11 protein-coding genes are annotated in these 15,180 nt (G+C 48.3%); all 11 read left to right on the top strand.

The window, feature by feature from the left end; genetic code table 11:
- Positions 1 to 141: 141 nt before the first annotated feature.
- Complete coding sequence (locus IT393_02365; protein MCC7201494.1) at positions 142 to 771, top strand: TraR/DksA C4-type zinc finger protein; 630 nt, start codon at positions 142 to 144, stop codon at positions 769 to 771.
- Positions 761 to 1,390, top strand: coding sequence for a histidine phosphatase family protein (locus IT393_02360; GenBank protein MCC7201493.1), 630 nt, complete (start codon positions 761 to 763; stop codon positions 1,388 to 1,390). The genes IT393_02365 and IT393_02360 overlap by 11 nt, the downstream gene beginning before the upstream one ends.
- Before the next feature lie 59 nt (positions 1,391 to 1,449).
- Entirely contained in the window at positions 1,450 to 1,809 is a 360-nt protein-coding gene (locus IT393_02355; protein ID MCC7201492.1) for a hypothetical protein, read from the top strand.
- A gap of 237 nt (positions 1,810 to 2,046) precedes the next feature.
- Positions 2,047 to 3,075 (top strand): hypothetical protein, encoded by a 1,029-nt coding sequence (locus tag IT393_02350; protein ID MCC7201491.1) that lies wholly within the window; start codon positions 2,047 to 2,049, stop codon positions 3,073 to 3,075.
- A gap of 318 nt (positions 3,076 to 3,393) precedes the next feature.
- Complete coding sequence (locus IT393_02345) at positions 3,394 to 4,218, top strand: outer membrane lipoprotein-sorting protein (protein ID MCC7201490.1); 825 nt, start codon at positions 3,394 to 3,396, stop codon at positions 4,216 to 4,218.
- A gap of 85 nt (positions 4,219 to 4,303) precedes the next feature.
- Positions 4,304 to 5,986 (top strand): hypothetical protein, encoded by a 1,683-nt coding sequence (locus IT393_02340; protein MCC7201489.1) that lies wholly within the window; start codon positions 4,304 to 4,306, stop codon positions 5,984 to 5,986.
- Between the two features lie 14 nt (positions 5,987 to 6,000).
- Positions 6,001 to 8,904, top strand: coding sequence for an MMPL family transporter (locus IT393_02335; GenBank protein ID MCC7201488.1), 2,904 nt, complete (start codon positions 6,001 to 6,003; stop codon positions 8,902 to 8,904).
- Positions 8,905 to 9,068: 164 nt separating this feature from the next.
- The gene (locus IT393_02330; GenBank protein ID MCC7201487.1) at positions 9,069 to 9,998 is read left to right on the top strand and encodes a hypothetical protein; all 930 of its coding nucleotides are present in this window, start codon (positions 9,069 to 9,071) and stop codon (positions 9,996 to 9,998) included.
- A 403-nt stretch (positions 9,999 to 10,401) separates the two neighbouring features.
- Positions 10,402 to 11,550, top strand: coding sequence for a hypothetical protein (locus tag IT393_02325; GenBank protein MCC7201486.1), 1,149 nt, complete (start codon positions 10,402 to 10,404; stop codon positions 11,548 to 11,550).
- Positions 11,551 to 11,674: 124 nt separating this feature from the next.
- Positions 11,675 to 14,809, top strand: coding sequence for a tetratricopeptide repeat protein (locus IT393_02320; protein ID MCC7201485.1), 3,135 nt, complete (start codon positions 11,675 to 11,677; stop codon positions 14,807 to 14,809).
- 43 nt (positions 14,810 to 14,852) lie between these two features.
- The coding region (locus IT393_02315; protein ID MCC7201484.1) for a hypothetical protein at positions 14,853 to 15,180 on the top strand (328 nt) is incomplete at its 3' end.

Genomic DNA, 15,180 nt, shown 5'->3' with positions numbered 1-15,180 from the left:
TACGCCCCGGCTCAAATTCGATGTCCTTCCCTGCAACTGGACATTTTTGAGCGTTAACAACGGCAGAGCAGCAGGTAGGCCGGCCTGTCTTAATGGCCGGATTAAAAAGCAAACGTGACAGAATAAAGAGGAGTCAGGATAATGGGTTTTACACTTACAAAGGTCAGGACAAAGGCTGAGTCGTCGCCACTCGATAGTTTACTCAGGAAGACGGCCGCATTTCACGGGCATTTATGTGCAGGTACTGTTATCGGCACAAGGATGGCCCTTGCAGGATTAAGAGAGGTTGGCATTACAGACCCGGAGGGCTCTCAGCAGAAGGATTTTCTGGTGTTCGTTGAGACTGACCGCTGTCCCATTGATGCCATTTCTGTTGTAAGCGGCGCTAGGATCAGCAGGAGAAGCCTGAAGTTCCTTGACTGGGGGAAGGTTGCGGCGACATTTGTCAATACCAATACCGGCAAGGCCGTAAGGATTAGCTGTCCGGATTCAGCAAGAGAGCTGGTAGACAATTACGCATCAGGCGAATATCCGGATGACAAGCATGGAAGGACAGCGCGGGAGGTGGATGCCTACAAGATAATGCCTGAAGGGGAACTCTTTATTATTAAAAATGTAAAGGTAGCCAACTATAAATTCAGTAAAGAGAAGTTTAAGATTAAGTGTGAGCAGTGCGGCGAGATAGTAAATGACCATAAAGAGGTTGTTGTTGATGGCAGGGTAATGTGCAGGTCGTGCGGGGAGGGCAAGAGCTACTATAATGCGCTATAAGGAACCGTCAACAAGTATTATTTTCGTCAGGCACGGAAGCACTGATTATCCTGAAGACAGGATATATAAAGGAGATAACGGTCCGGCACTTAACGAGGGAGGACGCGCCCATGCGGCGAACCTGGGGACATGGGTAAAGGGGAGTGATGTTTCAGCCATTCTGGTAAGTCCTTCAGCGAGGACCAGAGAGACAGCCGCCCCTATTGTCAACTCTCTCGGAATAGAGTATAAGATATTCGATGAGCTGAAGGAAAGGTGCTTTGGGATCTGGGATGGGCTTACCTTTGGTGAAATAGCAGAGAAATACCCTGAAGGGCTGAGTAAGTGGAAGGCGGACCCTGCCAGCTACACCCCTGAAGGCGGTGAGACGATATACGACTTGCAAAAAAGGGTAAACAGTGTGCTACAATTGGCACTACAGGAGTACAGGGGAAAAAAGGTCATCATAGTTTCTCATACAGGCCCGATAAGGGTTGCTGTAACTGAGGCGCTCAATATACCACTGATTTATTACAGGCAGTTACAGATACATCCTGGTTCTGCAACGAGGGTTGACTATGGCAACAGCGCTGTCAACCTGATTTACCTCGGCCACCTGCCGGGAGGAAATAAGGTATAGGTACAGGGTGGACTATCCACCCCAAATGTTAACATCAACAGACGAAAGGAGAAACAACAATGTGCAGTACAGCAGGAGGACACAGTCACGCAGCGCATGGTACGCTTACCAATGAAGAGAAGGCAGCGGCCGATTTAAGGAATGACCTTGGAGAGGTGCTTCAGTTAGTAAACAAACTGGAACATCAGAGGGCGATAATGTCAGGAGCGGAGTTTTCTGCAGCTGATGACATAGTACACACCCTCGAACATATTATAGAAGAGCAGAAAGGCCATGCAGCTCTGCTGATTCAACTTATTAATGAGGTTGATATGGTACAGAGAAGCAAGTTCGAAGGTGAAGAGGAAGGCAATAATGGCCATGAACATGGACACGGACACGAACATCCGCATGGCCATGAGCACGCCCATAAGCATTAATTAAAGAAATTCCGGGAATAGAGGGATTTTCAGGTGAACCTTCATGAGCCAGGGCTCACAAAGGCAGATGAAAATCCCCCTTAGTCCCCCTTTATAAAGGGGGAAATCAGTTTCCACCCCTTACAAAGGGGGAAAGTAATTCTTCTCTTTATAAAAAAGGGAAATCAGCTCCCCCCTTTAATAAAGGGGGGAGAGGGGGGATTTGAACAGGGATTTTCGAGTGAACAAGGAGGGATGATGGGAGAGCAAACCAGGAAAGAGGGTGCATGGGATAGCAGCGGTCCGGATTTCATGGCAGTGATGAAGATTGCCTCTGCCTACTGGAGTTCCAGGGTATTGCATGCCGCAAACCGCCTCGAGCTGTTTACAAAGCTTGAAGGGCGCCAGGTTTCTGCTGAAGAGCTTGCGCGGGACTGCAATGCAGACAGGCGCGGCCTTGAGATATTACTGATAGCATGCACGTCACTTGACCTGTTGAAGAGGATAGATGACAAGTACTCAAACACAGAGGTGTCAAGCGCATTTCTGGTCAGGGGGCGGGAGAGATACCAGGGCGGTATTGTGTCAATGTTTGACGATTGGTATACTGCATGGCTCGGCCTCCCTGAATCAGTAGTCACCGGAAAGCCCTCAGTTCACAAGCCTCACGATATAAATGAAGATACAACAAGAAATTACATAATGGGTATGCACCACCGCGCCGTGGGCCAGGCATACCTGCTTGCAGACACTATTGACCTTGGCGGCAGAAAGCAGCTCTGCGACATTGCCGGCGGCCCGGGCACCTTTACTATTTTCCTATGCAACAAGACACCCGGACTTAAGGGTATCGTATTTGACCTTCCACAGACCCTGAAGATTACAAAAGAGATCATAAAGATGTTTAATGCAGAGGAAAAGGTTACGACCAGTCAGGGGGATTATCTAAAAGACAGCTTTGGTTCAGGGCATGATGCAGTTCTCTTCTCTTCAATGATGAACCAGGAATCACCTGAGGTAAATATAAGGTCTTTTAAGAAGGCATTTGATTCAATGGTAAGCGGAGGACTCCTGATAGTGCAGGAGCAGATGCTAAATGCTGACAAAACAGGTCCTGCGCTTTCAGCCCTGATCGGGGTTAATCAGCTTATCCATACACCTGCAGGCGCAGCATACTCAGACAAGGAGATTGCAGGGTGGCTTCAGGAGGCAGGTTTCAGGAATGTAGCACAAAAACCTCTTGCAGAGTGGAGCCCATTTACTGTAATTACAGCAATTAAGCCATAAAAAAGTAGTGAGCAATGAGAGATGAGCAATGAGTAGGAAATCAGAAGTCAGATAGATTAGTTCAGGCATCTTTGTGAACGGATAGAGGCAGTGTTAATCTATCCGTTTTTTTTGCTGATGAACCGTCATGAGCCCTTCGACTGTTCGGCACGCTCACAGGTCAGGGCTCACCAGGGTTCATGAAAACGTCATTCCCGCGAAAGCGGGAATCCAGACTGATGGCCTGATTCTGGATTCCCACTTGCGTGGGAATGACGGGTGAAAAATCCTGAGGGGACAGGTTCCGCGGGAATGACGGGTACTTAGGAGTATTTTCGAGTGAAAGGAGAACAAAATATGGGTATTAAGAAGGTGTTTGTTGCTGGTGTTTCTCTCATCATTGCGCTGGCAATGGTATGGCCGTCTGCCTCACAGGCGGCGCTTTCCGGCCTTGACATCATGAAAAAGGTGGATGAACTTCCACAGGGTGATGACCAGAAGTCAACTGTAACCCTGCGGCTTATCTCAGCACAGGGACAGGAGAGAAAGATCGTTACTTCCCGCTACTGGAAAAACTACAGAGGAAAGGACGGTTTTTACAGTAAGACACTGTTCTTTACTGATTTTCCTCCGGACGTCAAAGGCACAGGTTTTCTAATCTGGGATTATGCACAGGAAGGGAAAACAGACGGCCTCTGGTTATATCTCCCGTCCCTCAGAAAGGTCAGCACAGTGTCAAGCCGCGACCAGAACGATGCATTCATGGGATCAGACCTCACCTTTGCTGATATGGGACAGAGAAGGATTGATGAGGATGAACATAAGTTTCTCGGAGAGAAACCATGCGACAAGAACACCTGCTACGTTGTTGAAAGTACCCCCAGGGAGGAGGGAGCAGCCTACAGCAAGCGGACATTCTGGATACTGAAAGATGAATGGCGTGCCATCAGGATCGAATATTTTGACCATAAAAAGGAACCTCTTAAGACCCAGACCATACAGTGGCAGAAGAGCGGAGACCTGTGGATATGGAAGGATGCAACTGTAAAGAATTTACAGACAGGCCACTCTACAATATTTGAGATGAGCAATATTAAAATAAATAACGGGCTGCGTGACGACCTCTTTACCGAAAGATTGCTGAGAAGAGGAGAGGGGCCGTAATTTTTTGCTTCACGTGTCATCAATTAAATCAGTTTTAAGGGATAAACACAGGGTATTGTCTCATTGTTTATTTCTCATACTTTGCGTGCTTTTTCTTGTTGTTAATCCTGCTGTAAGCAGTGGTGAAGAGACAGCAGAAAAAGCGCCTGATGTTATTTCACCTGCGCCGGATGTGTCCGTTGAGACTCAGTCAAACCCATCGGACGGGAATACAGCCGGTACTGAAGCGACTAAAGAGACCCCGGTAGAAGGGCCGGAACAGAAGCCCTTAGAGGAAAGTCGTCCGGAAGGTCCTGCAATTTCCGAAATCCCCCCTCCCGTCCCCCCTTTAGAAAAGGGGGGTGAGGGGGGATTTGAAGAAGCGCTTCCCTTGCCTCCTCAGGAAGGGACTATGGTAATACCGGCAGAAGCCCCTCCGCCGTCACGCGGGTTACTTACAAGGATAAATGAAGATTTCCTTAAAAAAATTGAATTAAGGGGATATTTTAAGAGTGAGATTGCATACAGATATGTTACCCCTGCGGTCTTTTCCAAGATACTGAATATCTTACAGCTTGAACCTTCCTATTCATTTAACAGCGATGTCCGGCTGACAGCGAGAATATGGTCTTATTATGACCTTGCGTATGATGTCAACGATGTCGGGACGATAGCCCCCATGAAGGCGTTTGCCTTTATTGAACCTCCTGCTCCCGGCGAACCTGAACCGGATATAAAAAACCTGAGAGAAATTAAGGTTGATAATTACGGCATAGATGTCAGGGAATTATATGTTGATGTCTTTCTGCGTAATATGGACTTCAGGATAGGGAAGCAGATAATAAGATGGGGAATAGTTGAGGGCTGGCGTATTCTTGATGAGGTAAACCCCCTCGACTTTACAGAGCATATATTGCGGGATGTGTCTGACAGGTACATACCGCTCTGGATGGTAAAGGGGGATTATTATTTAGGTCCGCTGACAATCGAGGGCCTCTGGGTGCCGGATGTCAGGGGGCACAAGCCTGCCCCATTGCGGTCTGAGTGGTCACAGTTTCAGACACTTCCTGACCTCAAAAAGGTGCCGAGGAACCTGAAGAACAGCGAAGGCGGGCTCAGGGTTTCCGGCATGGTAAAGGGATATGAATTTGCAGTCGCATACTTCAACCAGTGGGATGACTTCCCTGCTGCCTTCAGGTCTGTCTCAGGTCTCGGTCTTGGGAACCTCGGCATATCGCCTGACGTGACATTTTTCCCTGTATTCAGGCGTCTTCAATCATACGGGGCAGGAGTTGCAAAGAGCTTTGGCAAGATAGTCCTTGAGGGAGAATTTGCATATGTGGATGGCAAATACTGGGGTACCTGCACAGAGTGTACATCGCCGGAGATAAAATTCGGGGAAATACAGCGCGACTATGTCAAGCACGTAGTTGGCGTGAAGACGGTTCTATACGGGACAGATATATCCGTGAACTTTTCACAGGATATAATCTTACATCACACGAAAGAGATACAGCAGGCCAGGCATGAGGACGCGGCATCCATATTTGCGAGGAAAGAGATTCGCTACGGGACTATGGTTCCGCAATTGCTTGCTATATCGCTGTTAAACAGGCATGAATATCTTTTCAGGCCAAAGCTTGAATACAGATATACAGATAAGGTAACATTGCTTTTTGGGGTTGATATATTCTCGGGAGATCCCGGCCCTGATCCTGGCAGGCTTAATTTCTTCGGATACTTTGACGATGACGACAGGGCGTATATGGAGATAAAGTACAGCTTTTAACAAGGAGTGATTACATGCTTCGCAAACACATAGAACGTATTGTCCGTTTCCCGGTGACCACTATCCTGCTGGCTGTGTTCATCACGGTCTTCTTTGCCTTTCAGATATCAGGACTCCATATGGTGCTTGATCCAAAGGCCCTGCTTCCTCAGGACCATCCGTATGTAAAGCTGAATAATGAGATAGAAAAGCAGTTCGGCGGGAGCCGTGTTGTGCTGATCGGGGTTGCGTCCAAAGATGGTGACATATTCAACCCGGCAGATATAGAAAAGATACGGAAGATAACTGAAGAGGTTAAGACACTGCCCGGCATACTGGAAAACAACGTTGTGAGCATTGCAGACCGCAAGGTAAAGGTGGTCAAGGCCGAGGGGGATTCGCTTGAAATCAACAGCCTTCTCGATGGGATAGAATACACACCTGAGGGCATGAAGAAATTAAAAGAGCGAGTCTATTCAAACCCTGCGTTTATTAACAGTCTGATATCCGCGGACGGGACTGTAGCAGCAATAATACTCGACTTCAGGGGGGGAGACAGCAACTGGCAGGAGAAGCAAGGCAAGGCAGAAGATAATACGAACAATGCCGGGAGGCTGACAAAGGTATATGACAGCCCGGTTCGTCACCCTGAACTTGCTTCAGGGTCTCAAACGAAGCAGGGACATGAGCTTCTGAAACAATTTCAGAATAACATGATGGATGATAATGGTAAATTAAGTATCGTGTCTTCTGCCTATGCCCAGGAAGACTGGAAGAAGTGGCAGAAAGGCGGGGGGGGCAAGGGGGGAGAGGGCAGTGCTCCTGCCGGAACCAGGCCGGCAGCAGAACAGCAGGGCGCGTCACCTCCGGTTGAGGATGCCGGACAGGGCGCAGGGACACAACAGGGCCAGGAAGGCAAGTGGCCGGCAGCGGGCGGCGGCGGAGATGCCAAATGGCCTGCCGGAGGTGATAGCGGCTGGCAGGCAGGTCAGGGTGCGGCTGACTGGGAGCAGTGGTATGTCAGCGACTCAAAGATATACAGCAAGGTTCTTGATATAGTAAACAAGTATAAGGATGCCAATACTGAAATATATGTTGGCGGTCTTCCTGTGGCGCTCTCATTCCTTGAGGCTGATTCGCTTAGAATGAGCCATTACATTTATCCTGTGGCTGTTGTCATAATAATGTTCATCCTCTATCTTGCCTTCAGGAGCATACAGGGGATGATACTGCCCATCATATGCGCCCTTCTCAGCGTAGTATGGGCTGTCGGCCTGATGGGGGTATTTAAGATACCACTTGATCCATGGAATATGATGACGCCCATACTTATCCTTGCTGTTGCTGCCGGGCATTCGGTGCAGATCTTGAAGAGATATTATGAAGAATTAGGGAAATATGGTGTGGCAGGTGAAAATCCCCCCATCCCCCCCTTTGAAAAAGGGGGGTTAGGGGGGATTGAAGGCAGCACCCACTGGGGAAGGGATGCCTCAAAACAGGCTGTCGTTGAATCCCTGACAAAGATCGGCCCTGTCATGATTACAGCAGGACTCGTTGCAGCAGCGAGCTTTGCGTCCCTGCTGACATTCAAACTAAAGACCTTCCAGTCCTTCGGTCTTTTTACGGCCTTTGGCATATTGAGCGCCCTTGTCCTTGAGATGACATTTATTCCTGCGGCAAGGTCATTGATGAAGCCGCCAAAGAAGGTCGCAGGCAGCAGGGAGCATACAGTGGAAGACGGGGGGCTTCTTGACAGATTCCTCCTTGCCATCTCGCGGCTGGTAACTACGCGCAGTTGGCTTGTCTGGATTGGCCTGATTGTAGTAGCAGCCATCTCTTTATACGGTATTAACAGGCTTACTGTCACAAACAGCCTTAAAAGCCTCTTCTTTGAGTCCACACAATTCAGGAAGGATGATGCAGCGCTGAACAAATACTTTGGTGGCACAGCGACATTCTACATTTACCTTGAAGGACAGGAGCCTGATTCACTTAAAGACCCGGCTGTTTTGCATGCAATAGAGAACCTGCAGAAGGAGATAGAGTCTGTCCCTGAGGTCGGAAAGACCCAGTCATATGTGGATTATGTAAAGGCCACAAACCAGAGCATGCACGGAGGTGATCCTGCGTACCGCACCATCCCTGACTCACGGGCCACTATTTCTGAATTCCTGTTCCTGTTCTCGCTTTCAGGCTCAAATGGAGAAATGAACCGCTTCCTCGACTATCAGTATCAGAAAAGCGTGATATGGGTGTTTCTGCGGGATGACAGCACTGAGCTTGGTCAGAAGCTGATTTCAATTGTAGATAAATATTCAGGGGGTGATAATGGGGAGGGCTTTCCGCCTGGTATTAAGGTTGGCGTTGCAGGCAGCATACCTGTAATGATGGCGCTTAACCAGACCATGGTAGCCGGAAAGATTTGGAACATACTTCAGATTGCAGGCATCGTATTTGTAATTACATCTATTGTGTTGAGGTCGCCGGTCGGTGGTATCCTCGTCTTACTGCCCCTTGGCATTGCAGTCCTTACTAACTTTGGTGTTCTGGGACTTTTCGGGATAGGGCTTGGTGTAGGCACAGCCGCCATCTCTGCAATGGCAGTCGGCTTCGGCGCTGACTACTCAATTTATCTTATTTACAGGCTCAGGGAAGAGGTCTCAGGACGAAGCAGACAGGAAGCAGGCAGCGCCGGCCCTTATGACCTGAAGGTGCATACTGATGAGGCTATAAGAAGGACCCTTCTGACTGCCGGAAAGGCGATAATATTTGTTGCACTGGCGTTGTCAGCAGGTGGATTGACCCTGCTCTTTACCGGTTACTACCTGCACATGGAAGGCTTCCTTATACCTGTTGCCATGATAACCAGTTCTCTGGCGACACTTATTATCCTGCCTGCAATAGTGAAGGTTATCAGGCCGGGATTTATTTACAAATGAACCGTCATGAGCCCTTCGACTGGTCATGAAAACGTCATTCCCGCGAAAGCGGGAATCCAGACCAGGGCCAGATTCTGGATTCCCACTTACGTGGGAATGACGGGGTAAAAAATCCTGCGGGGACAGGTTGCGTGGGACTGACGGGTGAATAGGAGCATTTTCAGGTGAACCGTATTTTATTCCTTATCTTCTGTATCATTTTTCTTGCGTATTCCCCATCGCCTGCCCTTGCAGACATACAGTGGAGTCTTTCAGTTGTTGATGGTTATTACAAACCGAGCCTGAACGAACTAAACTATGTATTGATACACCCGGAGGTTGAGCTTGGGCCGCGCAATACCGAGGCAAAACCTTCATCCTATCCTGTTATATACCAGGGGGTGAGTCCCGCCATGCCGGAGATGGGAATTGCCGCCCCCAGGATTGGCCTGCAGGTTCAGGCCGATGTCAATCCAAGATATGCCATAATATTTGGCGGGAGCACAGCTACCTTTGACTCTGTAAGCCGGGATGAGAGAAATTTTTTTGTTGGTTTCAACATCCCTTCAGCGAGGGAGACGAGATTTTCACTGTCGCTGAACCAATTCTGGTTAGGGGGAAAGAGATACTGGATATTTGAAAATAAATCAGATGACGCAGAGAAAAAGTCAGTAAAGGTGAAATCCGGAGATGATGGAAGTAAGCTAAAGAAGCCGGATCCAAGGATCTATGCCGGGATGGGCATCCTCGCAATTACAAGGGCCTACCTGACCACTGATGTCTGGCTGCATGTCTATGCCCCGGAGGAGGGGTTTGACTTCTACAAGGTCACGGAGACAGGGATCAGCGGCAGCGGCTATGCGACATATATAGGCGTTGGCGGCGAGTATTACCTCCGAAAGGGGATATCCATAGGCATGGACATAGACTATGTTATAGGAGGTATAGGAAAGTTGAAATTTGTTCGCTACTTTACTGTGGACCCGCTGGAACAGGATATTATCAGGAGTGGAGATGTAGTTACATATACTGACTTCAGGAGAGGCACTATGAAGCCTCTTTTTATTGATCTTGAAGGATGGGACCTGAAAGGGCAGGCAAGATTTTACTTTTAGACAATTCTTGTGTAATGATTGCACAGTACATATGAATTACGAGATTAAAAGGACACGTCGTTTGTTTATCATTATAAAACAATCAGTTAAAGCTGTTGATGTCTTAGGTTATTCCTTTTAATTGTATATAAAAGATACAACTTTTTATGTTTAAGCTGAGATTGTCCCTTGTTTATTGACTCATTTCCCTCTGTTTAGGTTCCCAGGGGTTAATTGCCTCTTTTCTCGTATTATCCTAACCTGTTCATTTTTCAACAATTTTTAATTTGTTGCCATTTATTTCCGGCCTGTTTTCGGAAAATGGTATACCCCTTGCAATATACACATAAACGTGTCTGCTGATTGAGGCTGGAAGGAAATGGCCTCAAATCTGCAAACTGACAATGAAAGGAGGTGAAACGAAATGAGAAAATTTATAGTTCCTCTTTTAGTAGCAGGTATGGTTACACTTTCAGCTTCTGCTTCAATGGCTGCAGCAGCCTTTACAGAGACGATAGCTCCAAGTGGAAACCACTACAAGTCTACTGATCTCGTAGAGCATGGTCATGCCACATGGCAGCTCAGTTCAGCAGTTCTGAAGAGTCTTGGTGATACCTGGGACGGCGATACATCTTTCGGTTATGTAACCGGTACAAACCCATTTAAAGCAGGTTGGTTCATAGATCCATGGACTGGTACTGACAGCAGCTTTGACGATAACACGTCATTCCTGTTGCCAGCTCCTTTATATTCAACTCCATGTCCGGATACTATGGATATAAATGGTGGCGCCTTTAATCCTGGGGATTGTATAGCAAACATCTATGCCTCAGATCCGCAGAGTGAGCACAGCGGTGGAGGTCATGGTTTTGATATGCTGGATGATCTTTATCAGTCTATAGGTGAAGATGACAGCGATGCATCTGCTACCAGGTATTTGGCTCAGGACCTGGATATCCTCGTGTTCGTTGGAAAGAATGCGATTATCCAGACCGCAAACGGCACTGTTGTCGGTGATGCAAACGGCGATGGTTTCCTCGATCCTTATACATGGCCTGTTGACGCAGCCACTGGTGTTGGTGTTTCGACCAGATATCACTATGTTATAGATCAGACCCTGGATCAGGATGTCGCAGACTGGACAAACACAGGCGGCGAGATCATGGGTATCTACGGTAAGTTGACACAGCTCTTCTTCATGGCTGGCCCGGTTAGCTCAACAGCAGCTTGCGCCAGCTCGGCGAGGGTTGGTGTTTACATGAACCCAGGCGAGTGTAACGAAGCTCTGAATGCACCAGCTCCTACAACTGATGCTATTTATGCAAGTATGGGCGGAGCAGCTAATGTATTCGATCAGTGGGTGGTTCAGGATGTTTGGGATTGGTCAGATAACCCGAACATGGATCCTTCCAAGGTTGGCAAGATCGAGTCTGTTGGTATGAAGCAGGGTTATAGCTCATGGTGGATGAGAAACAACCCAACGCCAGATTGGACCTACAACTGGAATTATGACGGCGGTCACGGAGATATTAATAAAACAGTATCAACCGGTCACGATCATATTGACCCGTAAAAGGTTTGATTGGATGGTTGTATCCTAATGGGGCCCCTGGAAACAGGGGCCCTTTTTTTTGTGAGGTCCTTTTATGCGATAGTCTTTGACGTAGCAGGCAAAATCCGATATAGTCATTATCTTTATGGCAAGACCACTAATTTTTCTGATTTTCTATCTCTTACTCCTCTTCCCCACCCTATACTTTCCTTACAGAGAGGGAGGCGCCCTGGATACAGCCTTTGCCCAGGAAACGTCTGCTTCCCCCCTGAATGAGGGAATACAGCTTCTCAATGAAGGGAAGCCTGACGAGGCGCTGAAGGCCTTTGAGAAGGCCTCGGCAGCTGACCCTGAAAATCCACTGCCACACTACTATGCTGGTGTGGCCTACCACCGAAACCGTCAACCCGTGCCTGCAATGAACAGTCTCAACAGGGCGCTGAGCCTGAGGCCGGGGATGCCGGAGGCCATTCTCGAGATAGGTAAGATCATGGAGGAACTTGGTCTTTTTGACAGGGCCAGGGAGGCATACAGGACTGTTGCCAGTGGGAAGGAAAATGCGGAACTGGTGCAGGAGGCTGAGGAGCGTATCAGGAGGCTTACGATCATGGAACATTCCCGTGCTGCTGCGAGGCTGTTCCAGGAAAAGCGATGGGAGGAGGCATTAAAGGAACTGGAGACTGTATTATCCCTTGCACCGGAGGATGCAGAGGCCCGTTATGCTTCAGGCATTGCCTATCAGCGTCTCGGGCAATTCAATAAGGCCGTCGAAGCATTTCAAAAGGTGACGGATATCAATCCTGCACATGTCAATGCCCTCATGCAGCAGGCCGGCACATATGACTTGATTGGAAATTATGAGAAGGCGATGGAAGTCTTCCGTAAGGTCATCTCCCTTAATCCTGACTCCCCGCAGGCGAAGGAGGCCGGAGAGCGGATCAGTGAGGATCAAAAAAAAATTGAGACTCGCCATCATTTTGAGGCGGCAGCTGATATGATACGTAAGGAACAGTGGCAAGAGGCCCTTCAGGAGACACGAGCTGTCCTGACAGTGGAGCCTGCTAACCCGTCTGCCCTATTTAACCTTGGTCTGATCCAGTATAACTTGAAACAAAATGATGATGCCATAGAGGCGCTGAAAAAGGCCATTGAGGCAGACCCCAAACTCCAGAAGGCATACTTCCAGCTGGGTGTAATCTATGACGACCTGGGCAGATTGAGTGATGCGATCAGTGCATACGAACAGGTGCTGACCATTGGTGAACAGGGCACAGAAGCGGAAAAGGCAAAGGCCAGGATAGACATCATCAAACCGCTCCTTGAGGTAGAAGAAAGGGCCGGGGCAGCCAAAGAGCTGATAACTAAGGAGGATGTTTCAGGGGCCATTAAGGAAATGGAGGCCCTTATTGCAATTAAGCGGGATGACGCCAGACTCCACCTGTCTCTGGCTGTACTCTACATCAAGGGAAGCCGTGTCAGGGATGCTGCATTTACACTGGAGAAGGCCGTGACGCTTTCACCGAAGGATCCCGAGATACGCTTTCTCCTTGGCCAGGTATATGATGGATTAAGGGAATATAAAAAATCAATGGAGGCATACAGCGCTGCAATTGACCTGGAAAAGGAGGCCCCCCGCGTGGAAGAGGCCCGCAGCCGCCTTCGCGCAGTTACCATCCGGTTCCATTTTGATCAGGGGAAGAGACTGTTAACCGCAGGTAACTATGAGGCTGCTCTTACAGAGATGCAGGCCATCCTTGAGATGACACCGGATGATCCGGTAGCCCTCTTCAATTCGGGTGTCCTGTATGAGAGACTCAACCGGACGGAAGAGGCTGAGGTTGCCTTGAAGAAGACCATATCGAGGGCCCCGGATTATGTCCAGGCATATCTCCAGCTTGGGGCTGTCCTTGAGAGGCTTAGGAAATTCCAGGAGGCCCGTGAGGCATTTAAAATGGTTATTGAGATACAGAAGGAGGGAACTGAGACCCGCGTTGCCCGGTCAAGACTGGATCAGATGAAGGAGGTGGAGGATTTGTCTGACCGTCTTAAGAAATCGTTTGAGCGTATGGAAAATAAGGACTGGGAAGGGGCGAGGAAGGAGATGGAAACTGTCCTGGCCCTCTATCCTAAAAACTATATCGCATACTATTATCTGGGCGTTATTCTGGAAAACCTTGACATTAAAGATGAAGCCAGAGTTGCACTTAAGAAGGCGATAGAGATAAATCCCGGCTTTACCAAGGCCTACATAGTACTTGGAAACCTTTATGTCAGAGAGGAGGAGTATGAGGAGGCGAGAAAGATATTCAAAGATTTAACAGCCGTTGCAGAGGGATCTCCGGATGCAGAGGTTGCTGAGGAAAGACTCAAACAGCTCCGTGACTGGCATGGGAGTTTTTCCATGACGCACAGCTTTAACTCCAATATTGCCTTCAGGGCTAACGCAGAGTCCACTGTCCAATCAACCTACGGCCTCGGTCTTAACTACACCATCTTTCGCCCGAAAAACGGGAGCCTCTTTGCTGGACTTTCTGGCAATCAGTCAGTCTATTATGATACCCAGTTAGAGGGCAATGGTTACACGCTACAGGTGAATGGGGTGCAAAGGCTCCAGCAGGACAGAACAATCTCCGGTTCTATTTCAAGCAGCAGATCCTTTTTTGAGGGGAGACTGACTTATGTGAATAATGAACTTTCTCTTGTGGCGACTACAGAACCGCGATACATTCCCACTATAGCTGCCCTTAGCTATAAGGGCTCCCGGGGCTGGTCTCCTGTAAATAAGACCAGTAATTCGGAACAGCACAACCTGACGCTCACCGTTTCGCAGAAGCTTTCTGTTCGGGACAATCTGTCCGGGAGTTACAGTTTTAGCGTTTACAAGAACCTTGATGCAATTGCCAGTAATTACGCCAACCGGACAAATGCCATTTCTGTGAGTTACAGCCGGCCAATAGTGGCTCACCTTGGATTGAGTCTCGGCTATTCAATTAGTCTTGTGGATTACAGTAATCCTGATTCAACGACATTCTTTCAACGTTTCCGTCGAAATGTCAACCAGTCATATTCCGGAGGGCTCACCCTTAGTTTTACGGAATATGTCAACTTTTCTCTTGGTTACAACTTCTCTTATGTCCTAAGCCATACCAACCTCGCCCCTCTGACATCCGAGGAACAGCAGAAACTGGAAGATCTCCTGGCCTCCCCTGTTCCAACAGTAGGCGGCGGCGGTGGATATTACCAGCATAATATAGGAATTTCCATCTCAACCCCTTTCTGATTGATCCTTTTCTTTTGCCGGATATCTGTATTATAATGCGATGATGCCGGCGCTATCTTCAGAAAGGACAATGTTATCCGGGGTCTTGTTCTATCCATGGATTACCCTTTTTGTGTTCCTTATCCTGGGCAGTCTGCTCTATTTAAATGCACTGGACAATCCATTCCAGTATGATGATTCTGAAGTTGTTGTGGAAAACCGGAACATCCGGGATACCGCTAATATCCTGAGCTTTTTCGAAGATCCTGGCCTGAGCGCCAATGACCCTAAGGTTGCCGGTCATTACCGCCCGCTTGTGATCTCGAGTTATGCAATAAACTATGCCTTTGGCGGTCTGAGTCCTGTGGGGTATCACCTGGTCAATCTGATTT

It is taken from the genome of Nitrospirota bacterium (assembly GCA_020851375.1).
Lineage (GTDB): Bacteria > Nitrospirota > 9FT-COMBO-42-15 > HDB-SIOI813 > HDB-SIOI813 > RBG-16-43-11.
This window is presented reverse-complemented; position numbering and strand designations above follow the sequence as displayed.

Bases quoted from the DNA above. Each gene is read 5' to 3' on its own strand.
- IT393_02325 (MCC7201486.1), top strand. From the start codon at position 10,402: ATGAGAAAATTTATAGTTCCTCTTTTAGTAGCAGGTATGGTTACACTT.
- IT393_02350 (MCC7201491.1), top strand. From the start codon at position 2,047: ATGGGAGAGCAAACCAGGAAAGAGGGTGCATGGGATAGCAGCGGTCCG.
- IT393_02365 (MCC7201494.1), top strand. From the start codon at position 142: ATGGGTTTTACACTTACAAAGGTCAGGACAAAGGCTGAGTCGTCGCCA.
- IT393_02320 (MCC7201485.1), top strand. From the start codon at position 11,675: ATGGCAAGACCACTAATTTTTCTGATTTTCTATCTCTTACTCCTCTTC.
- IT393_02355 (MCC7201492.1), top strand. From the start codon at position 1,450: ATGTGCAGTACAGCAGGAGGACACAGTCACGCAGCGCATGGTACGCTT.
- IT393_02335 (MCC7201488.1), top strand. From the start codon at position 6,001: ATGCTTCGCAAACACATAGAACGTATTGTCCGTTTCCCGGTGACCACT.
- IT393_02360 (MCC7201493.1), top strand. From the start codon at position 761: ATGCGCTATAAGGAACCGTCAACAAGTATTATTTTCGTCAGGCACGGA.